The following is a 22635-nucleotide window of genomic DNA, read 5'->3' on the forward strand; positions in this document are numbered from 1 at the left end:
GAATTGGAGATGATCTCCGGCAAAACCGGCTGTGGCTCTAGGGTCTCGATGGAGCACGTTCCGAGTGGCTTCAACCGGCGACGAGACGAGCCCGCGTCTGCTCGGCCTCCTCGACGGGCGTCACTCCGAAGAGCCGCTTGAACTCCCGGCTGAACTGCGACGGGCTTTCATAGCCGACCGCCCGCGCGGCGGTGCCCGCGTTATAGCCGTCGTGGGCCATGAGCCTTTTGGCCTGGTCGAGTCGGATCCGCTTGAGGTACTGGAGCGGCGAGCTGGCCGTCACGAGCTTGAAGTGGTGGTGGAAGGCGGGGACGCTCATGCCCGCACGCTTCGCCAGCTCCTCGACGCCGAGCGGTTTCGCGTACTCGGTGTGAATGTGCTTCAGGACCCGGGCGATGCGGGCGAACTGGTCGTCTCGGCTGGCCAGGGCACGGAGCGCCCCGCCTTGCTCGTCGCGGAGCACCCGATAGGCGATTTCGCGGACCGTCTGGCGGCCGAGGATGCGGCTGTCGAGCGGGCATCTGAGCCATTCGAGGAGCCGGTTCACAGCCTCGACCAGCTCCTCGCTCATCGGAGTCGTGGAGAGGCCCCGAGGCGTTGGGCCGACCGGGGGCGAGAGCTCGTCCATCTCGAGGATCAGGTCGCCGAGCATGGTCGGCTCGACGTCGATGGCGACGATGAGGATGGGGGCCTCCGGGCTCGCGTCCGCCTCGCACTCCGCCGGCATCGGCACCGACGAAACAAGGTAGTTGAACGCGTCGTAGGTGTAGACCTCGTCGCCGAGATAGGCCCGCTTCCGGCCCTGGCCGACGATGACGATGTTCGGGTGGTAGACCATCGGGGCACGGGGCAACGGTTGCGACCTGCGGAGCACCTGGACGCCGTCGATCCGCGTCGGGTGCAGCCCTTCGTGAACGGCAGCCTCGTCCAGCAGGCTGGCCAGTCGCTTGCGATTGTCGTGTCGGTCGTCCATTCGGTCCTCCGTTCTTACTCGGAGTTTCATAGCATTAGGATACGATTTTCGGGGTAGGCTCGATAGATGTCCTGGATCTCTAAGAGGATTAGGCAAATCTTTTGGAGGAACGTTCCTTTCCGTTGCTGGCCGGTTGCCCTCTAATGAATCTCGGTGAGCCGGTCCGGGAGGTGTTGGCATCGGAGCCAGTCATTGGGGCACCGCCCCCTCCCCTCACGCCTGCTGGCATTGCTTGAAATAGGGAGTAGGATTTCATGAATAGCTCCAAGGCTTATTCCGCCGCCACTGAGAAGTCACCGCTGGCCTCGACCACGATTCCGCGGCGCGACCCGGGCGAACACGACGTGCAGATTGAGATTCTCTTCTGCGGCATCTGCCACTCCGACCTCCACTCGGTTCGCAACGAGTGGAGCGAGTTCATGCCCACGGTCTACCCGATTGTGCCGGGCCACGAAATCGTCGGGCGGGTCACCAAGGTTGGCTCCGCGGTCACGAAATACAAGCCGGGCGACCGGGTCGGGGTCGGCTGCCTGGTCGACTCGGACCGTACCTGCCCCAACTGCCAGGCCGGCCTTGAGAATTTCTGCCCGAACCTGACCCTGACCTTCAACTCCCCGGACAAGCACCTCGGGGGCGTCACCTACGGCGGCTACTCCGACAGTATCGTCGTCGATGAACGCTTCGTCCTCAGCGTTCCCTCCAATCTCGACCTCGCGGGAGCCGCCCCGCTCCTCTGTGCCGGGATTACGACCTACTCGCCCATGCGTCACTGGGGCGTCACCAAAGGCAAGAAAGTCGGTGTGGTCGGACTCGGCGGTCTCGGGCACATGGGCGTCAAGTTCGCCCGTGCACTCGGTGCCCACGTCGTCGTCTTCACCACGTCGCCCCACAAGACGGAAGATGCCCTTCGCCTCGGTGCCCACGAAGTCGTCGTCTCTCGCGATGCGAACGCGATGCAGAAGCATGCCGGCAGCTTCGACTTCATCCTCGACGCCGTCTCGGCCGAGCACGACGTCAACGCATACATCAACCTGCTCCGCCTCGACGGCAACCTGACCCTCGTCGGTGCCCCGGCGAAGCCGCTCGCGGTCTCCGCATTCAGCCTGATCATGGGGCGTCGCAACCTGTCCGGCTCGAATATCGGCGGCCTCCCCGAGACCCAGGAGATGCTCAACTTCTGTGGAGAACACAACATCACCTCCGACGTCGAAGTCATCCCCATCCAGAAGGTCAATGAGGCTTACGAGCGGCTGCTGAAGTCTGACGTGAAGTATCGCTTCGCCATCGACCTGGCGTCTCTCAAGTCTGAATAAAATTAGCGAGTGAGCATGTGTGAGTGGTAAGTTCGGGAGTAGCGGGCTGGAATTCTCGGCCATCGGGCTCGGCTGGATGGGAAGGAGGTTGCCGAGAGCGAGCTCAAGCCTCTCTGAGGCAGAAGCGCGGACCAATCGTCGGGCACACGCGGTCCAGCCGGTCGCCGCCGTCTCAACCGTTGATTTGGGAACTCATGCGGACGGGATTGGATCATTCGTCGGTGAGTCGCCATGATGGGCCAAGTTGACAAGATCGGGACGGCCGATCCGTGGCTTTGATGGCGGAGCCGTTGGTGTCGTTGCGGTGCCGATTGGCTGCCGTTTTTGGGTTTTGAGGATCGAGTCATGGATGTTTTCGAGCGGTTGGGGATTGAGCCGATCATCAATGCTTCGGGGGCGGTGACGCGACTCGGCGGGGCGCCGATGGCTCCGTTGGTTTTGGAGGCGTTCTGCGCGGCGGCCGGTGAATCGGTGCCGCTCGAACAGTTGCAGGGGGTGGCTTCGCGTAAGCGCTCGAGATTCCCAGGGGGGAGGCCGCGATTGGCACTCCCGTCACTCCGCGCATCGGACCGCCCTTGGATCACTTCCGCTTGCGACGATCCGCTCGTTTTGCGTCGCGACGCCGTGCCCGCTCACGTGATTCCTCCAGGCGATGCGTCAGCACGTGTCCCGGATGGTTCCGAGCCCACCGATCGGGCAAGAGGTCCTCGACTCGTTCCGGGGCCACGCTCAGCGTCATCAGCACGTCCTTGACGTAGGCCCACGGCTCCAGACGATGACGCTTCGCCCCTGCCACTATCGTGCTCAACACCGCCGCTCGCGGTCCCGCATCCACATTCCCCAGGAACAACCAATTCTTCCGGCCGATGGCTTGGTCGCGGAGGCGACGCTCCGCCACGTTGTTGTCGATCGTCAGCCGGCCGTCCTCGGTGTAGCGGCACAACGCCTTCCACTGATTCCGCGCATAGGTCAGAGCCTGGCCCAACGCCGATTTCGGCAGCGACTGGTCCGCAAGCCGATCGAGGTCCCCTCGAAGCCGTTCCAGGATCGGCACCGCTTCTTGCGCACGCAGGGCCTGTCTCGCCTCAACGGACAACCCTCGGGCGCGATCCTCCACGTCGTATAACCGGCGGATCGCTTCCAGGATCAAACCCGCGTTCCCCGGCGACGACGACCGCGCATCGTAGAACTTGCGGCGGGCGTGCGCCCAGCAAGCGACTTCAAGGATCGCCGAAGGCGACCCGAGATAGAGTCCGTCATATCCGGCATATGCGTCAGCCTGAAGATAACCCGCGAAGCCGGCGAGGAACGTCGCCGGCCCGTCGCGTTTGCGACTCGCCGTATGGTCGTACACGTCGTAGGAATGATCCTCGTCCCCATGATAGAGCCAGAACCGTGTCGTCAGGCTCCCGGGAGCCTCGCCGCCCAGCGCCTTGACGGGGGTGTCATCGGTCCAGATCACCGGAGATTGGAGCACGAGCTGCTTCTGGAGGTCGTAGAGCGGCCCCATCAACTCGGCGGCCTTGCGGACCCAATCGCACAGCGTCGCACGCGGCAGGTGCAAACCGTAGCGAACCGAGATGTCCTCGAAGCGGTACAGGGTCAAGTGATCGATAAACTTGGAAATCAGCAATTGCGAAAGCAGACCCGCTCCCGCGATGCACCCCGGGAGCGGCCGCTCCGGTCCGTCGGGGCTTTTCACACCGTCGTGGCAGTGCGAGCACGCGTACTTGGGAAGGACGTGGACCCGGACCTCCAGGCGAGCCGGGATGAATTCGAGCTCACGCCGCTCATCCTCGCCGATGCGTGCCTTGGACCGGCCGCAGCATGAGCAAGTCTTGTCCGCCTCGGGCACGTCATGTTCGATGCGGACCTGGGGCAGGCGGCTGAAATCCAGCGTCCGCGATGGCCGGGACTTCCTCGGAGCGGCCGGCGTCGGGGCCTCCGGTTCGGCCTCGGGAGTCACCTCGAGGTCCTCGCCGAACGCGAAGAGATGACCTTGTCCGGGATCGTCGCATCGTTCGCTACGTCGCCCGTAGACATAGCGGCGGTACCGCTCCAACTCCTGGCGCAGGCGGTCGTTCTCTTGCGCCAACTCCTCATTGGCCCTGGTGGCTTGATCGAGTGCGGCGAGCAGGTCCTGGATCCGTTGCTGCATCGCATCGACGGGAGGGGCCGCGTCGCCAGAGACTGGCGGCGACGCGGGCGATTCGGGGCCGGATTGGGCATTTCGACCGAGAGGAATAGTCATCACTTGAATTATCGCATGCTCACCTCTGATTTCAAGTGGTTTTCCCGGGATTCTCCCTGTTTTTCTCAGGCCTCCGGTATCGTTTTCGTTGCTGGGCGTTCCCCAGGTCGATGCCGCCCAGGAGCATGGCGAGTTGGGCGGACCGGAGTTCGATCGGGGCGTCGGAGGAGGGCCGGAGGGGGACCTGGAACGAGCCGGCTTCGAGGCGATAGTACCAGATCGCCAGGCCATCGACATTCCAGTAGAGGATCTTGATGCGATCACGTCGGCGATTCAGGAAGAGGAAGAGATGGCCGGAGAGGAGCTCCTCCTGAGGGAAGGCTTGGCTGACGATTCCCGAGAGCCCGTCAAAGCTTTTTCTGAGGTCGACGGAGTCGGCGTGAAGGAGGATCCGCACGGTGTGTGGGACGCTCAACATGAGGTGTCCTCCATCCTCGCCGCGACGCGGGCGACGGTCTCGACGACCCGGCAGACGAGTTCGTCGCCCGCGGCGATGGGCAGGAGGATTCGTCCGCCGTCGGGGAGTCGGATGGTGAGGAATTCAGCGGAATCGCCGGATCGCGACTCGGGGGCGGCGGCGAGGATGACCGGCACGAATGCCGGTTCGCGAGCCGGAGAGGGGACAGGGCCAGGCGAATCCGAGGCGAGGCGTCGCTTCCAAGCGTGGAAAGACGCGGTCGAGATCCCTTGGCCGTGGCAGAACTGGCCGATGGTGAGACCGCTGTCGGACTGCTGTTGCAGTCGCCGACGCCAGAGGACTGGGAGGGCAGGATTGGCGGCACGTGGCATCTTCTGACTCCGGAGGACGAACAAAATGGTCCGTCTTCCAGGCTATCAGGCGGCACAAGACTGGCTATTTCGAGCGCTTACGGCTTCGCGGCGGATTGCCGAGGCGACGGGGGCGGAGGCCGGGTTGGTCACGGCGGGGGCGGCGGCGGGGTTGACGCTGGGGGCGGCCGCGATCTTGACGGGGTATGACCTGGGGCGGATGGAGCGGTTGCCGAACTGCGACGGGTTTCCCCATGAATTGATCATGGCTCGCGAGCAGCGCAATGGGTATGACCACGCCGTGCGCGCGGCAGGGGCCCGCCTGGTGGAGGTTGGCTTTCACGAGCCGATCGCCGGCGCGGGCGTGCGGCGGGTGGAGGCCTGGGAATACGCCAGCGCCATCGGGCCGCTGACGGCCGGCATCGTCTACGTTTATGGGCCGCACTCGCGACCGGCGCTCGCCGAAGTGGTCGCCGTGGCGCGCGAGCATGGTCTCAGCGTTCTGGTCGACGCGGCGGGGGAATTGCCTCCGCGTGCCAACCTGCGTGAGATCGTCGCGACCGGGGCCGACCTCGTGGCGTTCAGCGGTGGCAAGGCGATTCGCGGTCCGCAAGCCACGGGCCTCCTCTGCGGCCGGCGCGAGCTCGTCGGGGCGGCGGCCTTGCAGATGCTCGATATGGACGATCATTTCGACCTCTGGGAGCCGCCGGACAACCTGTTCGATCGGACGCGGTTGGCGGGCTTGCCCCGGCATGGCATCGGCCGTGGCATGAAGGTTTCCAAGGAGCAGATCGTTGCCCTGCTGACCGCCTTGCGCCTCTTCAACGAAGGTGCGTACGACCGGGAGCTGGCGGTCTTCCGCAGCTATCTCGAGCGGGTGGCGGCGGCTCTGGAATGGGAAGGGACACCGGCGCGGGGCCGATTGGTGGTACCGGCCGATGGAGAAAGCCTGCCGGTGCTGGAAATCGGTCTCGATGAGGCGGGCTTGGGACGCTCCGCGCTCGACGTTTGCCGTCGGCTACGGCACGGATCACCACCGGTTTATGTGGGCCACGGACGGCTCGATGAGGGGAAATTGGTCATCAACCCCTTGCATCTCAACGAGGCGCGGACGACGGTCCTGATTCGCCGCCTGGTCGAAGAGCTGTGTCCCTGAAACAAGGGTCGATCCGGGATTGGCGAGGGCGGCATGAGGGTTGCACAGGTTTCCTTGTTTTTGGGACGAGCGCGTTGAAGTTCGCTCGAAGCGGGATCCCCGGTGGCGCGATCGACTGAACCTGAGGGCGCAGGTCGATCCTGCGTTCCAGCTTCAGCGACTCGAATGGACCTCATGCAGGGGCAGACTCCATGGCCAACGCACGCAAGTCATCCGCCTTGAACGACCCGTTCAAGCTGACGATTCTCATCTTCGCGATCATCGCGTTCATGTATTTCACCGCGGAGGTGCTCAAGCCTTTGGCCCTGTCGATTCTCCTGAGTTTCGCCCTGGCTCCGCCGGTGCGCCGGCTGGTGCGGCTCGGGATGCCCCGCGCGGCCGCGGTGGTCCTGACGGTCGTCTTGGCGTTGGGCCTGCTCGGTGGGCTGGGTTACGTCGTGGGAGACCAGTTGACCACGCTCGCCAATCAGTTGCCCGACTACCAAGAGAACATCGAGAAGAAGCTGAATAGCGTGCTGAAGCCCGGGCAGGAGTCGGCGGCCGAGAAGCTCACGACGATGTCCGACCGAGTCATGGCCAAACTCGATAAGCCGTCTGCCGCCCGAGGCGAAGACTCATATGTGAATGAAAATGCGAATAAGATTCCGCGTGTGATTGTGGTCGCCGAACCATCGTTTCAGGAGCGGCTCCGGTCGACCACCGGCCCTTACCTGGAATTCCTCGGGGTCGGCAGCTTCGTGTTGATCTTGGTGCTGTTCATCCTGATGGGACACGAGGATCTCAGCGACCGGATCGTGAGTCTGTTTGGCGACCGCCAGGTGAGTTTGACGACCCGGACGACGGAGGAGATCGGCCAGCGAATCAGCCGTTATTTGGCCACCTTCGCGCTGATGAATTCGGCGTTTGGGCTGGTGATCGGCGTGGGCCTGGCCTTGATCGGCGTCCCGTATGCGGTGCTCTGGGGCTGCCTGGCGGCGGTCACGCGGTTCATCCCTTACGTGGGGCCGGCCGTGGCGTTTCTTCTCCCCCTGGTCTTCTCGTTCGCCTACTTCCCGGGCTGGTTCGAGCCGATCCTGGTCGTCGCGCTCTTCGCGGTGCTCGAGACGGTGCTGAACAGCTTTCTGGAGCCGATCATCTACGGCAAGACGACCGGGGTCTCCGCGCTCGGCCTGCTGGTGGCCGCGATGTTCTGGACCTGGCTCTGGGGAACGCTCGGGCTCTTGCTCTCCACGCCTTTAACCGTCTGCCTGGCGGTGGTCGGCAAGTACGTGCCCGGCCTTCGCTTCTTCGCCCTCATGCTGGGCGAGGAGGCGGAGCTCGACCCGCACGTCCGGTTCTACCAGCGGCTCGTCTCCCTCGACCGCGAAGGGGCCGTTGAGCTGGTCGAAGAGGCGCAGCGGAAGTGGCCACGCGCTGAGGTCTTCGATCGGGTCCTGGTCCCGACCCTGACGCTGGCCGAGCGCGACGCCGCCCGGGCCGATCTCGAGGAGCGCGAGCAGGCGTTCATCTGGCAAGTCATCGGCGAGATCGTCGATAACCTCGAAGGGGTGTCGGAGCTGACGTTGCAGTCGCCCGCCTCGGTCCCTGGCGAGTCTTCGAGCACCGCCGCGAAGCAGGAGGCCCCTGCCCCCTTGGCGGTCGAGCTCCTGGGCGTGGCGGTGGTTGATCACTCGGATCTGCTGGTTTTGAAGATGCTCGGGCAGTTGCTCGCTCCGTCGGGGTGTCATCTCGAGATCGTTGCGGACGCGGGATCGCCCCTGCAAGTCGTCGAGCAAGTGACCGAGCGGAACCCGGAACTCGTCGTCTTGTCGCACGTGCCGCCCGAAGGGCTGGCGCAGTCGCGGTACCTGGTCAGCCGGCTCCGCGCGCAGTCCTCCGTCTTGCCGATCGTGGTCGGTCGCTGGGGCGAGACCGGGGGTGCCGCGGCCGCGGCCGAGCGTCTGACGAACGTCGGCGCCACCCACGTTGTCTTCACGCTGGCCGACGCCCGCGACCGGATCCTGGCCAAGGTCTTTCCCGCCGCCGAGGAGAACCTGACCTCGGCCGGTGGGACTCCCGCCAAGTCGGCCGTGGCCGTCTCGACGTCGGCCTGAGCGGGCTTCTGGGGAAACCTATCAAGTGGTCGTTTTGGGGCCGGCGGTCAGCGCTCGCAGAGCGCTTTCGGTGGCCTCGAGCGTTTGATCGATATCCGCCTCGCTGTGTGCGAAGCTGATGCTTCCTTGCTTGACGATGACCGGGAAGTGGTAGATCCCCCGTTCGATCAAGGCGCGGCGGTAGCGGGTATCGAACGCGGCGTCGTGGTGCTCGAGCACGTCCCACCAATCCGACGGCTCCACGGTCGAGAAGTAGACGCAACTGGCGCTGCCGACGCGGCTGATCACCGTCGGCACGCCAAACCGGTCGAACAAGGCACGTTGCCCGGCCTCGAGCCGTTGGGCCAGCGCCTCGAGCTTGTCGTAGACCCGGTGCGCGGGATCCATCAGCTTCTTCAGGCAGGCGATCGCGGCGGCGACCGGCACGGGGTGGCAGTTGTAGGTGCCGGCGATCAAGACCCGCTTGGTGGGGTCGGGACTCATCGCCAGGTCGAGCAGCTCCGCCTTACCCGCCAACGCGGCCAGCGGGAAGCCGTTGGCGACCGCCTTGCCGTAGGTGGAGAGGTCGGCCGATACTCCGGCCACCGCTTGGTAGCCGCCGAGGCTGGAGCGGAACCCGGTTTTCACCTCGTCGAAGATCAAGACGAAGCCGTAACGATCGGCCAGGTCGCGGAGCCCTTGCAGGTAGCCCGGCTTCGGCTTGACCACGCCGATGTTCTGGAGCACCGGTTCGGTGATCAAGGCCGCGATCTCACCACGCTTGGCGATCTGCTCCACGGCCGCCAGGTCGTTGAACGGCACCGCGTGGGTCAGCGCTTGCTCGACGGGGGGGATCCCGGCCGAAATCGGCACGCTCGGATATTCGTCGCCGTGAATGGCGACGCCGCCGAGCTGTTCACGCGTGCTCATCAAGTTCGTGGCCACGGCGTTGTGGTGGCCGTTATAACCCCCTTGCATCTTGATCAAGTGCGATCGACCGGTCCACGCGCGGGCCACGCGGATCGCTTGCGAGGTCGCTTCCGAGCCGGTGTTGAAGAACTGGACCTTCTCGGCATGGGGAACCGCCTTGAGGAAGAGCCGGGCGAGCACCCCTTCTTCCAGGGTGGGACCGGACCCGTAGTTCGACAGGCCGCTCTGCATCGCGTCGATCACCGCGGCGGTCTGGTCCTCGTCGCCGTGGCCGAGAATGTACGGGGCGAAACCGGCATGGTAGTCGATATATTCATGACCGTCGATGTCCCAGAGCCGCGATCCCTTGGCGCGGACGAACGCGATCACGGGATCGGCCTTGCGATTGAGCGAAGCGAGTCCGCCGGGGATGAGTCGGGCGTTGTCAGCCAGAAGTTGCTCGGATTGAGGCCAATTCATTTCTGCGGAGTCCCAAGGTCACAGGGGCATCGGGTCGAGCGGAGTCTGTCCCATCTTACCGACCTGGCGCGGCGTTGGAAGCCGCCTTGGCAGACGATCGGGGCTTACGTTCTCCGCTATACGGCAAAATGGGCGGCCCTGGCGCGTCAGGGTTGAACCGGTTGTCCGTACCAATATAGGATCATTGGGCTGTGCCTGAGGAGCGGGCCACCCCTTGTCCAAGGAGATCAAGCATGCGCCTGATTGGCTTTTGCACACTCGTTTCGATCGTCCTCTCCACGCCCGGGTTGGCGGTTGAGCCGGCCACCGGGGCCCCGGCAGGTCGGGTCGAACCGTTTGTGGACGCTCGGTTGATCGACCGGATGCGCGGGGTCTCGCTCCGGTTGTGCGAACCAAGGGACGAGGGGGCGGTCCTCGCCTTCGACAAGCCGTGGGAGGGGGGCTTCTCCGGCTATTGTACGATCATCCACGACGGCAAGAACTATCGGGCCTATTACCGAGGGAAGGCGACCGCCCAGAAGGATGGGCTCGGCGAGGTGACCTGCGTGGCCGACTCCACGGACGGGATCCACTGGGTGAAGCCGCAACTCGGGCTGGTCGAAGTTGGCGGCAGCCGCGACAACAACGTGGTGCTGGCCGTTGATGGGCTGTCGCACAACTTCAGTCCACTTTTGGATACGAACCCGGCGGCCCCCGCCGACCAGCGTTACAAGGCTTTGGGCGGCACGATGTCGACGGGCCTGGTCGCGTTCGTTTCGGCCGACGGGCTCCGGTGGAAGACGCTGCGAGACGAGCCCGTGCTGACCAAGAGCATGGTCCCGTTCCCCTCCATGTTCGACTCGCAGAACCTGGCGTTCTGGTCGCCCGCGGAAGGGAAGTACCTCACGTACTTCCGGGTTTTTGAAGGGAAGGTGCGGCGGATCTGTCGCGCGGAGAGCGATGACTTCGTGAACTGGAAATCGATCCAGTTGATGGAATACCAGGATGCCGAGGGCCGCCCTGCTCCGGTCGAGCACCTCTACACGAACCAGACCCAGCCCTACTTTCGCGCCCCGCACCTCGCGATTGCGACGGCGGCTCGCTTCATGCCCGGTCGCCAGGTCTTGAGCGCCGAGGAGGCGAAAGCGATCGGCGTCGATCCGAGCTATTTCAAGGATACCTCCGACGCGATCTTCATGACTAGCCGGGGCGGAAAGGTCTACGACCGCACATTTCTGGGCTCGTTCATCCGCCCGGGAATCGGTGCGCGGAACTGGGTCTCGCGGACCAATTATCCCGCCTTGAACGTCGTGCCGACCGGGCCGACCGAGATGTCGGTCTATACCAACCAGGACTACGCTCAGCCGACCGCCCACCTCCATCGCTACAGCCTGCGGCTCGACGGCTTCGCGTCGGTGCGGGCACCCTATGAAGGGGGCGAACTGGTCATGAAGCCGCTGACCTTTCAGGGAACGCGGCTCTTCCTCAACTTCGCGACCTCGGCCGCGGGGGGGATCCGCGTCGAGATCCAGGACGCGAGCGGTAAACCGATCCCCGGCTTCACCCTGGCCGAGAGCGTCGAGTCCATCGGCAACGAGATCGAACGCCCCGCGCGGTGGAAGGATGGCAGCGACCTCCGGGCCCTCGCCGGCAAAGAGGTGCGCCTACGCTTTGTCATGAAAGACGCCGATCTCTACGCCATTCGTATGGCCGAGAAGTGAGCGTTGCTGAAAGCTCAGCGGCCTTTCGAGAGCTGTGGGACCGACCCGGTTGTCAGCTCGGGCATGGCGGGGTGCTGACTTCTGGGTTGGCCCTGGCGGTTCGGTTCGTCGTCCGGCTCCCCGTTCAGGGCCAACTCGGGGTCGGGGGCTTCGCCGCGACCGGGACGTTTGGAGAGGCTTTGACGTGCGGTGATGAAGGCTGCACAATACCCCTCCATTCGGCACAGCCACTCGTGATCGCGGCGATGGCGACGGCTACGAGGATTGTTCGCATGTTGGAGTCCTGATTGACTGGGTTGACTTTGCGTTTTTGGGCCGACTCGGCAGGCTGTCGAGCACGGGCCGATCCCTTGTGCGGATGACTATCGAAAGCAATTGGTGTGCCGACCTGGTGGGGGCGGGCAGCAAACCGAGTCAGGGGAAAACGCTCCCTTGCCCCTTCATTATAGGGTGAAATCGGGTGAAGCTGAAAAGTGATAAACGGAATTTGTAGCCCCGGAGGGGCGACCGCTTCGAGTAAGGTGCATGATGCTATAAATAGTGTTAGGTGTATTGGTGGCTTTGGGTAATGAGAGGCGACCGTCCGTGCCGGCCCGCTCGTTTGACGGTCGCCCTTTGCGTCAACCTCCAAGATCGATTCTGGTGGCTCGACGGTCGATCGCTCCGCCCGATCGCCGTCGATGCCTGGGGGAAACTTTCATGATCGTCGACGTTCACAGTCATGCCTGGCAGTACCCGCTCCACTTCAACGACGACTTTCGCCGTCAGGCCTGCCGGGCGCGCGCGGGTGTCGAGGTCGACCTCACGGTCCGGTTCGAAGACTACGTCGCCTCGACCCAGCCGGGGGCCAAGGCGATTGTCTTCGGCGGCAAGGCGAAGCTGAGCGGACTCTGGGTTGACGACCCGTACGTCGCCCGCTACGTTAACGCCCATCCCGAGACCCTGATCGGCTTCCTCTCGGTCGACCCGACGCAACCGGGCTGGGAAGCGGAGATGGAGCAAGGGCACCAGGACCTCGGCCTGCGCGGGATCAAGCTGCTCTCGATGTACGCGGGGTTTCGGCCCGATGAACCGCGGCTCGACCCACTCTGGCAGTACGCGACGCGGCACCACTTGCCCGTCTTGCTCCACACCGGCACGACCTTCATCGCGCAGGCCCCCCTGGAGTGTACGCTCCCACGCCACCTCGACGCCGTCGCGATCCGCTTCCCGGACGTCAAGATCATCATGGCGCACCTCTCGCATCCGTACGAGGGGGAATGCGTCGCCACCATCCGCAAGCACCCGAACGTCTACGCCGACGTTAGCGCCTTGCACTACCGGCCGTTTCAGCTTTACCAGAGCCTGATGCTCGTGCAGGAGTATGGCGTCTGGGACAAGCTCCTCTTCGGCAGCGACTACCCGTTTACCACTGTCAATGCCTCGATCGACGGCCTGCGCAAACTCAACGCGATGACCCAGGGAACCGGCCTACCGAAACTGAACGAGCAGGCGATCGAGGCAATGATCGAACGGGACGCACTCGGCATCCTGGGACTCGCCTGAAAAACCACGGGTGAACACTCCAGGTACGCAAACCTCTGGGAGCAAAAGGCGATCAGATGAAAAGGGTTTGGAACCCGTTCGAGGTTGACGCCCCTTGGTTTGCGATCCGGGGACCGCATTTTTCCGAATAAGGAATAATTTAGATTTCGCTCATCGAGGCTTTAGTTCCACTCGCTAAGATCGGTCATCGCCGGTGGGGTTCGAGAATTCCTCGGCGACATTTCACCAAGTCCAAATCAAGCGGAGAATGATGATGACTCGATTTACGCGATGGACGGCTCTGTCGGGACTCGTTGGCTCGCTGGTCCTGGGCGCGGCGGCCGGGGCCGACGAAGAATCCATCCCCGTGGACAAGTTGCCCGCGGCCGTGCTCAAGGCGACCAAGGCCAAGTTTCCCACGGCGAAGATCGAAGAAGCCTCCAAAGAGGTTGAGGATGGGGTGACGACCTATGAAGTCGAGCTGAAGGTCGACGGGCACGCCGTCGATTTGGCGCTCAAGGCGGACGGCACGATCTTGGAAATCGAGAAGGAAGTCGCCGTCGAGAAGTTGCCCGAGGCGGTCAAAGCCACCTTGGCGGCCAAGTTTCCCAATGTGAAAATCAAGAAGGCCGAGGAAATCACCAAGGGAGATACGGGCGCCGTCAGCTACGAGGTGATCGTGGGGTCGAAGGAAGTCGTCCTGGACGCCAAGGGGAAGATCGTCAAGACGGAAGAAGACGACGACGATGATGAGAAAGAAGCGACTCCCGCCAAGAGCAAGTGATTGGTGATGGGAAGTCGTGGAGCGGTGAGGATTGCATCGCTCGCGAGCTGAGTCAAGTTTTCGATAAAAAAAGATGCCCCCCCGGTCGAGTGCCGGGGGGGCGGCTCGTTCGGGTGGGAAGGGCGGTTTCAGCGTCATGGAAACCCGGATCTTGGTCGTTGAAGACGACGTCGAAATTGCTGATTCGTTGATCCGCGGGTTGAGCGAAGAGGGGTACGCGGTCGAACATGCCCCGGACGGTGATACCGCCCGGGTTGCGCTCCTGGACCTGAACTGGGACTTGATCATTCTCGACTGGTGGCTCCCCGGGCCCGACGGCCTGGTCTTGCTCAAGCGGTTTCGCCAGTCGGGAGGGGAGTCGCCCGTCCTCTTCCTGACCGCGCGTGACGCGGTCTCCGACCGGGTCCGCGGCCTGGACGGCGGGGCCGACGACTACCTCTGCAAGCCGTTCAGCTTCGAGGAATTGCTGGCCCGGGTTCGCGCCTTGGTCCGCCGGGGCGGGCACGGAGCCGGAGGAGTTTTGAAGTACGGCGACGTGCGGGTCGACGCCATCGCCGGGCGGGCAGAGCGCGCGGGAAAGGCGCTCGACCTGACGCCCAAGGAGCAGTCGCTGCTCGTCTACTTTCTGAGACACCCGGGGCAGGTCCTGACGCGAACCCGTCTCTACGACCATGTCTGGGATGAAAGCTTTGACGGTCTCTCCAACACCTTGGAGGTCCACGTCAAAGAGTTGCGGCGCAAGCTGGAAGCGCAGAATGGCGTCCGGCTGATCCATACTTTGCGCGGCCGAGGGTACCTCTTCGGCGAATCGCCCCGAGGGTCGGAAGGAGCCCCATGAGCCTCGCCTCTCGGCTCTCCGCGTCGTTCCTGGCCGCGCTCGCGATCGTCCTGATCGGCTTTTCCGCGGCGCTGGGCGGGTTGGCGGTCCACCACCTCTATCGCCTGATCGACGAGCGGCTCGACTCGGCCCTGACGACCCTGGCGGCCGCCGCCGAGGTCGGTCCGGAGGGGGTCGAGTGGGAACCCGGCGAGCGCGTGCTGGGGGTGGGCCTGGATGCGGGGGCCGACCAGATCCGCTGGGTCGTCCGCGACGCGCGGGGACGGTTGATCGACCAGTCGCCCAACCTGAATCCGCGCCGGCTGCCGATCGAACTCCCCGAAGAACCGCCCGCCGGCCGATTGTCGGGGCGTGACGGCCGCCCCTGGATGGTGAAGACGAGGCGCCTGACCGTTCCCAAGCCGTTCCAGGAGCCGGTAGAACCGCTCGAACCGCTTGCGAGCGGGAGGCACGCCGCGTTGATCCTGGTCGCCTACGCCCCGCTTGGGCCGACGGAGGCGACCCTGAGCCAGCTTGGGCTGACCTTGCTCGGCCTGTCGACGGTCCTCTGGCTGGTGGCCGCCGCGGTCAACCGCCGGCTCTGCCGGCGCGGGCTCGCTCCCTTGACCGAGATGGCCATGGCCGCGCGCGATGCCGACGCGGAGGATCGCCGCGAGCGCTTGCCCGTCCCGAAAACCGGGGACGAGCTCGAGGACCTGGGGCAGGCGTTCAACGGCCTGCTCGATCGCCTCCACGAAACGCTCCAGCAACAGCGCCGGTTTACCGGCGACGCGTCGCACCAGTTACGCACCCCCCTGGCGGGCCTGCTCGGCCAGGTCGACGTCGTGCTCCGCCGCGATCGCCCGCCCGAGGAATACCGCCGAGTGCTCGGCATCGTCCGCCACAAGGCGGTCCACCTCCAGCAGATCATCGAGAGCCTGCTCTTCCTGGCGAGAACCGAGGCGGAGGCCGGGCGCCCGGAACCGGTGGTCATCGACCTGACCGCCTGGGTGCCCGAGCACCTCGAGGCGTGGTCCAGCCATGTGCGCGGTACGGATCTGAAGGCGGAAGCGACCGACGCCGGCCCGCTCTGGGTGCGGGTCCACCCGCTCTTGCTCGCGCAGGCGGTCGATAACCTGCTCGACAACGCCTGTAAATATAGTCCCCCGAACACGCCGATCATCGTTCGGACGGGGCGGCAAGCCGACCTTGTCTCGCTCACCGTGGTGGATCAGGGGGATGGGCTCTCGCCCGAAGGGCAGGCCCGAGCCTTCGAGCCGTTCTACCGTGCGCCTGAGGCCACCCGGCGCGACCAGCGCGGGGTCGGGCTCGGCCTGGCCGTGGCCCGAAGAATCGTCACGGCGTTCGGCGGCCGGATCTCCGCACAAGGGGCGTTGGGACAAGGCAGCCGGTTCACGATCGAACTGCCCATCGCAACCGTCCCGCCCGCGGTTCATGACGACCCGGCGGATCCACAGCCGGTCGTCACGGCTGTTGATGTGCCTGATTGATCAGGGCGATGCGCTTTCGCCCATGGCGTGGCGCCAAGCAGGTGGATATGGCCTTGCATTGAATTGTGCGTGAGGCCTGGGGGCCACGGTTGTACCCAACCCGTGGCGTCCTGAAATATTTGCATGACTGCGATCATTTGTCAGGAAATCAAGGAAAACCTTGTCCAACAGATTGGGGAGATCGCGGCGTCGACCGAGAAAGGGATGTGCGGCTTTGCACCCGATGTTACTTGCAAGACGAGCCGCCAGTCTTAGGTTTCACGAGAGAATGAATCCTTACTCTCCAATGCGTGGTATCGGCTTCGATCTCATCCATGAGCCGTCGAGCGGTTCCAGTAGGTTTACGCCTCCCCTGCTCCCACGCAGAAATTGTCCCGGAATCAACCCCCAGAAACAACGCGAAAACACCCTGACTCATACCCATGAGATCACGAACCCGCCTCACATCATCTGGGCAATATTCCCGAGGCGGGGGGACCATTTCGACGCGACGAACCGTAAATCGGTCTTCAATAGGGACACCCTCTGCGATGGTGTCTCTCAAGAGTTCCATGTCCGAGAGCATCTCAGCGACCTTTGGAGAGATCGCTTTGGTCGACTTCTTCCCCATTTTAGATCATTCCCTTCTTGAGAAGCTCTTCGATCTCACTGGCGACCTTGGCGATCGCATTGCGCTCGCTTGACGTAAGATTAGCCTTTTCGTTCTTAGACCAGAGAATTGCAAGAATCACTAAGCCATGTGATGGGAAAGCGAAATACCCAACTCGGTAGGCACCACTTCTTCCTCTCGACTCCCCGGGCGGTACAAATCGAACCTTATGAAGACCTCCCGTCCCCTTCATCACCGGATGACCCAAAACATCCTCAAGAATTTCGATTTCAAGGTCAACCAAAGCGGTGTTGTCCAAGCCAAGTTTATCCCAATACCGAGTGAAGCCAGGTAATTGCAGAATTCGGGGCCATTCTGTTGGTTGAAAGTCGTCGTACATGATTTGATTTCTGTTTTTATCGGGATATTGGTACTGTACGACATTGTCGCATGGAGTGCAAGCGATACACGATGGAAGGGGCTAAGTCGCAGGCACTTCAACGGGGAGGCTTGAGTGGTTTAGGAAGAATAGCAGCTTGGGGAGATCGCGGTGTCGACCGAGAACGGATGTGCGGTACGCATTGAATCTCACGCCTAGCTCGGGGAAACGCGGAAGCAGTTGCCCCTCGTTGGTTTCACGGATATTGTCCATTGAAATATGACATTTCGTTCGTGTGGTGTTGATGGTCGGTTTGGGGTTGAGGTTCAGTCCGATAACGCTAATAAATTTAAATAGTTGGTTGATTGCTTGTGTAGAGATTTGGCTTGCTGCGTTATTGAGATTCCGCGAGAGGATCGGCTTCGAGGTTGGCGTCGCGGATCCAGGCGTAGAGCGTCCGGCGGGTGACTCCGAGGAGCTCCGCGGCTCGGCTCTTGTTGCCCCCTGCCTGTCGCAAGGCGCGGCGGAGGGCCGTTCGGCGGGCGGCCAAGGGATCGATGTCGCGGTCATCCTGGGGCGGGCCGGCGCCGGTCGCCCGTCGCGAGACCGGTTCGAAATGCTTGCCCTCGAGGATCGGACCGTCCTCAAGCATGATGGATTGGGTAAGTACGTGTTCGAGCTCGCGGATGTTGCCCGGCCAATCGTGTTTGATGATCTTCGCGTAGAAGTCGGGGGAGAGGCTGAGAACCATCCGCTTGAACTGGACGCTGAGCCGGCCCAAGATGTGTTCGGCTAAGAAGGGGATGTCTTTCAGGCGGCGGCGGAGCGGCGGCAGTTCGATGGTGACGCCGTTCAGGCGGTAATAGAGGTCGGCGCGGAACCCTCCTTGGTCGATGAGCTGGGAGAGGGGCCGGTTGGACGCAGCCAGGATGCGGACGTCCACCGACTTGGGACGCTCGCCGCCGACCGGGGTGATCTCGCGCTGCTGGATCGCGCGGAGTAAGGCCACCTGGCCGTGCGGGCTGAGGTCGGCGACCTCGTCGAGGAAGAGGGTCCCTCCATGGGCGAGCTCGAACTTGCCGAGCCTGCGGCGGTGGGCGCCGGTGAACGCCCCCTTCTCGTGACCGAAGAGCTCTGATTCGAACAGGCTGTCGGGAATGGCGCCGCAGTTGAGCGTGACGAACGCGCGATGACGTCGCGAGCTCAGCCGGTGGATCTGGGTCGCGACCAGTTCTTTGCCCGAACCTGATTCGCCCTGGATGTAGACGCTGACGTCGAACGGGGCCACGCGCTCCACCCGGCGGTAGAGCTCGAGCATCTCGTCGGAAACGCCGACCAAGGGGCCAAACCCGGCGGGGTGGACCACGTCGCCCGCGCGGAGCAAGAGGCTCTTGAACCGGCGGACCAACGACACGATCGCACTCTGAAACGGGAGCCGCTCGAAGACCGAGCCCCCCGCGAATCCATCAATGGCACTATGCGTGAGCAATTGCTCCAAATCTTCGGGGGTCGTGATCGGCCCGCCGAACGCCAGGCAGACCGGCGAGTGGCCCGTTTGGTGCACCTCCTCGAGCATGGCATTGAGTAACGTGCATGAGTGCTGGATATGGTCGCGTCGTTCCTGGACGTCGTGGACCTCGTGGGTCAGGCCCAGGCCCATGATCATCGCGTCGACCTCCGCTCGGGCGAACCTCGAGGCGGAGCCGTCACCGACCACGACGAACCCGAAGGTGGCGAACCCCATCGCCTTGGCGCGATGGAGCATCTCGATCTCGGCTTCGGTTCCCAGGCCGGCCGCCTCCAGCGCTTCGCGAAACTGGCCGTCGACGAAGCCGACCGTCGGCCAATTCACGATCCCTTCCACCCCGAGCTGTTGCAGTCGGGTCAACCGCTCGTCGAGCGCGAGGGTGGGGTCGTTGACCAACAGGCCCGCGATCACCGGCATCCGACCGCGGCGCGGTAAGAGATGCTCCCGGAGCAACGCCTCGGTCTGGTCGTTGGCGTTTCCATACGGCAGAAAGGCGGCGAACGAACCGCTCCCCTGGCTCCGATAGAACCCGGAGTTAAGCGCAAACAGCAAGTCGGCGCCGGCATCAAGCGCCCCGCTCGTGACCAGGCCCGACCCCGCAACCACCCCAACCAGCGGCGACCTCTGGCTACGGTGTGATGCGATGATTTTATGAATGCTATTCATTTGGGAGTTCGGGAAATGTCCCCGGAATGTGGGGGGCTGTGTACCCGATGGATACTGTGGCACAGTGGGTACACAGTGTCTAGTCGATGCTGATCTTTCGGTGGAATTTCTTAAGTGCTTGATGGGGAAGTGGTTTGGGTGTTATTTGATGGGGTCGGGACATGTTGGCGCGAGTTCTGCATGAGAGCAGAGCGGCCGCTGTGCGTTGGCGGCCAACCGTCCCGATTCTCAACGATTCCACAAATTCACCCCAAGGCTTGTTCTCGACACCCGCTCCCCGGACACCCACCGGGGAGTTTGGGATGCGTTCCTCGCGTCGATGGACGGGAGGTTCGCGGCGATCGCTTTGGATTGTTCAACGCCTCGAAATGCTGGTTTTCAAGCGGGCCTTCTGGAACACACCGCCGTCCCTGGCATATTGATTATGAACAAGTTGACGCGTGCGGAAATTCTGAAACAGATGCGAAAGAAGGTCGATGCCGGCCTGCCGATCATCGGGGCCGGTGCCGGCACCGGGATCTCGGCGAAGGCGGAGGAGGCGGGCGGGGCCGACCTGATCGTCGTCTACAACTCGGGGCGTTTCCGGATGGCCGGTTGCGGTTCACTGGCCGGCCTGCTCGCCTATGGCAACGCCAATCAGATCGTCAAGGAAATGGCGCCCGAGGTCCTCTCGGCGGTGAAGCGGACCCCGGTTCTGGCGGGGGTCTGCGGCACCGACCCGTTCCTGCTCCGCACCCATTTTCTCAAGGAGTTGATCGAGCTTGGGTTCGCCGGGATCCAGAACTTCCCCACCGTCGGCCTGATCGACGGCCATTTTCGCAAGAATCTGGAAGAGACGGGGATGAGCTACATGCTCGAGGTGGAGTGCGTGGCCGAGGCCCACGCGATGGGCCTGCTGACGACTCCCTATGTCTTCGACGCCGAGCAGGCGCGGTGGATGACCGACGCGGGGGCCGATGCCCTGATCGTCCACATGGGCCTGACGGTCGAACGAACCGCCGGGACGGTCACGGCGAAGTCGTTGAGCCAATGTGTCGACGAGATCCAGCGGATCAGCGCGGCCGCCAAGGCGCACCGGTCGGACATCCTCCTCCTCTGCCACGGCGGGCCGATCGCGCTGCCTGAGGACGCCCAGTACGTTCTGGATCGCTGCGCGGATCTGGTCGGCTTCTACGGGGCGAGCTCGATGGAGCGGCTCCCGACGGAGGCGGGGATCACCACCCAGGTCCGCAAGTTTGCTGCGCTGCGGCCGGCGTCGTCCCCGGGGAAACCGGCGCCGTCGGGCGGGCTCTCCGTGGCGAACGGCGCGCATCCGCACGGCGAAAATGGCTTCCATAAGGTCGGGATCGAGTCGCCGGCAAAGGTTGCACGCATCGGTGACGGCAAAGGTCACTGAGTGAGGAACGCCGCTGCTGTGGGCGCGGCGGTGGCGGGGAATCTGCCTGAGGAAGGAGCAATATTTATGTTCTGATGAAGATCCGTTCCGGCGGACTCGGTTTTCGTGGGGAGCCCGCATCGGCGAACTCTCAAGTGCTCGGATTGAATCGACTTCGGGATTCCAGGCACGACGGATCGATCGGTTTGGCCTTCGGAACGCGCGGGCCGCGATCGCTTGAGTGCCTCAGCAAGCGGATGGAGGCAAAGTGCTTCGGATCATGAACGCTTTACGGCCAATCTCTGATTTGATCCCAGTCATCGCCTTGGTGCTGTTGGCCGGCTGCCAGGAGGCGGCAAGCAGTAACTATCAGTCGGCGCGGCTCGAAGGGGAGGTCACGGTTGACGGACAGCCGATCGAGGACGGCACGGTCCAGTTCGTTCCGGCCAACCTGGCGGACGGACCGATCACCCAGGCCACGATCATGAAGGGCCGGTACGTGGCCAACAAGGTTCCCCTGGGCAAGGTCACCGCGATTCTTCACGCCAATCCCCCCGCGCCCCCCGCGCAAATCACGAGCGATTACCAGACTCCGAAGACGGTCGGGATTCCGAACCGTTATAAGACCGGCTTTCCCATCGAGGTCAAGGAAAACAAGGCGGACCAAGACTTCCCGATGAGCTCGAAGGAGTCCGGTTCCAAGTCCCCAAACACCAAGCAGCGGAGCTAAGCCATGGGCCGATCACGCCGCGGTTTCACTTTGATCGAATTGCTCGTTGTTATCGCGATTATTGCTGTTCTGATTGCGCTTCTGCTGCCCGCGGTGCAGGCGGCCCGCGAGGCGGCCCGCCGGTCGCAATGCGTGAACAACCTGAAACAGATCGCTCTGGCGATGCACAACTACCATGACACGACGGGCTCGATGCCGCCGGGGACGCCCTACCCCTACCCTTACGCACTCCCGCCCGGCAGCGCCAGCGGCGCCTGGTACGACGAGGGGACCTGGCACGCGCGGATCGGGCCCCAGATCGAACAGGTCGCCTGGTTCAACTCGTTCAACTTCGCGATCTCAAATAACAACCCCGCGAATATCACGGCGCGGAAAACGAAGGTCAGCACCTTTGGCTGCCCGTCGGACGGCCTCAAGGAGAATGAGTGGGACAACCCCACCTGGTCGCGGATCCGCTGCAATTATCCGGTCAACTACGGCAACACCAACTATGGCCAGTGGACCAAGGCCAATGTAATTTTCGGGGGAGCTCCCTTCAGCAACGGGAAGAGCGGCGGCTTCTCGGATATCACCGACGGCCTGAGCAACACCTTGTTCGTCTCCGAGAACATCACCCCGACCAGCCCGTCGACCAACTACTGGACCGGCCCGCTCGGCGACTCAATGATCGGCATGGGGGCGCAGACGTTCCAGTCCTGGTTGACCCCGAACTCGAAGGTCTACGACGAAATCTTTCGCGTCTGCCCGCAGAAGCAGGACCTGAATGGGATCCCGGGCTGCACCGTGATCAATTCGAGTAACGGCTATAATGGCTGGGCCGAGGAGCAGTCGTTCGACGCCCGCAGCAAGCACTCCGGCGGCGTGAACGCAGCCATGGCCGACGGCTCGGTCCGGTTCGTGAAAGACTCGATCAGCCTGGTGATCTGGCGGGCGATTTCCACCGCCAAGGGGTCCGAGGTGGTCAGCTCGGATAGTTATTAATGGATGGGTTTAATTGCTCCCCGCTCGCCTTCTTTTTTTTGGGGAGGGCGAGCGAATGGCAACGGAGAGGGATCGGCGGAACTCTGCTGACCTGGGACCCGCCAGGCGGTATGCTCGAGAGTTTGCCCG

The 22635-nt window shown here is 63.5% G+C and carries 18 protein-coding genes and 1 pseudogene; 11 read left to right on the top strand and 8 right to left on the bottom strand.

The window, feature by feature from the left end:
- Positions 1-70 precede the first annotated feature (70 nt).
- The gene (locus BUS42_RS21955) at positions 71-973 is read right to left on the bottom strand and encodes an AraC family transcriptional regulator (protein WP_074309717.1); all 903 of its coding nucleotides are present in this window, start codon (positions 971-973) and stop codon (positions 71-73) included.
- 254 nt (positions 974-1227) lie between these two features.
- Here BUS42_RS21955 and BUS42_RS21960 point away from each other — a divergent pair, with 254 nt between their 5' ends.
- On the top strand, positions 1228-2286 hold the full coding sequence (locus BUS42_RS21960; protein WP_074309718.1) for an NAD(P)-dependent alcohol dehydrogenase: 1059 nt from the start codon (positions 1228-1230) through the stop codon (positions 2284-2286).
- Positions 2287-2866: 580 nt separating this feature from the next.
- On the opposite strand, the gene tnpC is transcribed toward BUS42_RS21960, so the two are convergent.
- Genes tnpC through tnpA form a run of 3 tightly spaced genes read right to left on the bottom strand, consistent with a single transcriptional unit; the run spans position 2867 to position 5326 of the window.
- On the bottom strand, positions 2867-4537 hold the full coding sequence (tnpC, locus tag BUS42_RS21965) for an IS66 family transposase (RefSeq protein ID WP_074306046.1): 1671 nt from the start codon (positions 4535-4537) through the stop codon (positions 2867-2869).
- Between the two features lie 31 nt (positions 4538-4568).
- On the bottom strand, positions 4569-4955 hold the full coding sequence (gene tnpB, locus BUS42_RS21970) for an IS66 family insertion sequence element accessory protein TnpB (RefSeq protein ID WP_074306044.1): 387 nt from the start codon (positions 4953-4955) through the stop codon (positions 4569-4571).
- Complete coding sequence (tnpA, locus tag BUS42_RS21975; protein ID WP_074306042.1) at positions 4949-5326, bottom strand: IS66 family insertion sequence element accessory protein TnpA; 378 nt, start codon at positions 5324-5326, stop codon at positions 4949-4951. Before tnpA ends, tnpB begins: the two co-directional genes overlap by 7 nt.
- A 25-nt stretch (positions 5327-5351) precedes the next feature.
- On the opposite strand from tnpA, the gene BUS42_RS21980 reads away from it, so the two are divergent.
- Complete coding sequence (locus tag BUS42_RS21980) at positions 5352-6461, top strand: aminotransferase class V-fold PLP-dependent enzyme (RefSeq protein WP_254053658.1); 1110 nt, start codon at positions 5352-5354, stop codon at positions 6459-6461.
- Between the two features lie 191 nt (positions 6462-6652).
- Positions 6653-8554, top strand: a complete 1902-nt coding sequence (locus BUS42_RS21985) for an AI-2E family transporter (RefSeq protein ID WP_074309720.1) — start codon at positions 6653-6655, stop codon at positions 8552-8554.
- Between the two features lie 21 nt (positions 8555-8575).
- Here the strand turns inward: BUS42_RS21985 and BUS42_RS21990 are convergent, their stop codons facing one another.
- Entirely contained in the window at positions 8576-9922 is a 1347-nt protein-coding gene (locus BUS42_RS21990; protein ID WP_074309722.1) for an aspartate aminotransferase family protein, read from the bottom strand.
- Between the two features lie 233 nt (positions 9923-10155).
- Here BUS42_RS21990 and BUS42_RS21995 point away from each other — a divergent pair, with 233 nt between their 5' ends.
- The 5 genes from BUS42_RS21995 (at position 10156) to BUS42_RS22020 (ending at position 16258) form a co-directional block, all read left to right on the top strand.
- Positions 10156-11622 (top strand): hypothetical protein, encoded by a 1467-nt coding sequence (locus BUS42_RS21995; RefSeq protein WP_074309724.1) that lies wholly within the window; start codon positions 10156-10158, stop codon positions 11620-11622.
- A 699-nt stretch (positions 11623-12321) separates the two neighbouring features.
- Entirely contained in the window at positions 12322-13167 is an 846-nt protein-coding gene (locus BUS42_RS22005) for an amidohydrolase family protein (protein ID WP_074309727.1), read from the top strand.
- Between the two features lie 247 nt (positions 13168-13414).
- Positions 13415-13930, top strand: a complete 516-nt coding sequence (locus tag BUS42_RS22010; protein WP_254053659.1) for a PepSY-like domain-containing protein — start codon at positions 13415-13417, stop codon at positions 13928-13930.
- A 136-nt stretch (positions 13931-14066) separates the two neighbouring features.
- Positions 14067-14768: a response regulator transcription factor gene (locus BUS42_RS22015; protein ID WP_074309729.1), complete on the top strand. Its 702-nt coding sequence runs from the start codon at positions 14067-14069 to the stop codon at positions 14766-14768.
- Positions 14765-16258, top strand: a complete 1494-nt coding sequence (locus BUS42_RS22020) for a sensor histidine kinase (protein WP_074309730.1) — start codon at positions 14765-14767, stop codon at positions 16256-16258. Before BUS42_RS22015 ends, BUS42_RS22020 begins: the two co-directional genes overlap by 4 nt.
- Before the next feature lie 226 nt (positions 16259-16484).
- Here the strand turns inward: BUS42_RS22020 and BUS42_RS46625 are convergent, their stop codons facing one another.
- The 3 genes from BUS42_RS46625 to BUS42_RS22035 form a co-directional block, all read right to left on the bottom strand.
- Positions 16485-16868, bottom strand: coding sequence for a helix-turn-helix domain-containing protein (locus BUS42_RS46625; protein WP_083670432.1), 384 nt, complete (start codon positions 16866-16868; stop codon positions 16485-16487).
- Between the two features lies 1 nt (position 16869).
- On the bottom strand, positions 16870-17247 hold the full coding sequence (locus BUS42_RS42940; RefSeq protein WP_074309732.1) for a hypothetical protein: 378 nt from the start codon (positions 17245-17247) through the stop codon (positions 16870-16872).
- A gap of 373 nt (positions 17248-17620) precedes the next feature.
- Entirely contained in the window at positions 17621-19420 is a 1800-nt protein-coding gene (locus BUS42_RS22035) for a phosphoenolpyruvate hydrolase family protein (protein WP_074309734.1), read from the bottom strand.
- Positions 19421-19844: 424 nt separating this feature from the next.
- Here BUS42_RS22035 and BUS42_RS22040 point away from each other — a divergent pair.
- The 3 genes and pseudogenes from BUS42_RS22040 to BUS42_RS22055 form a co-directional block, all read left to right on the top strand.
- Positions 19845-20678: pseudogene (locus BUS42_RS22040) on the top strand (phosphoenolpyruvate hydrolase family protein); the annotation flags it as partial.
- A 397-nt stretch (positions 20679-21075) separates the two neighbouring features.
- A complete protein-coding gene (locus BUS42_RS22050) occupies positions 21076-21525 on the top strand; it encodes a hypothetical protein (protein ID WP_074309737.1) in 450 nt (149 codons plus the stop codon).
- A 3-nt stretch (positions 21526-21528) separates the two neighbouring features.
- Entirely contained in the window at positions 21529-22506 is a 978-nt protein-coding gene (locus BUS42_RS22055; RefSeq protein WP_074309738.1) for a DUF1559 domain-containing protein, read from the top strand.
- Positions 22507-22635: the final 129 nt, after the last annotated feature.

Source organism: Singulisphaera sp. GP187 (genome assembly GCF_900129635.1).
Taxonomy (GTDB): domain Bacteria; phylum Planctomycetota; class Planctomycetia; order Isosphaerales; family Isosphaeraceae; genus Singulisphaera.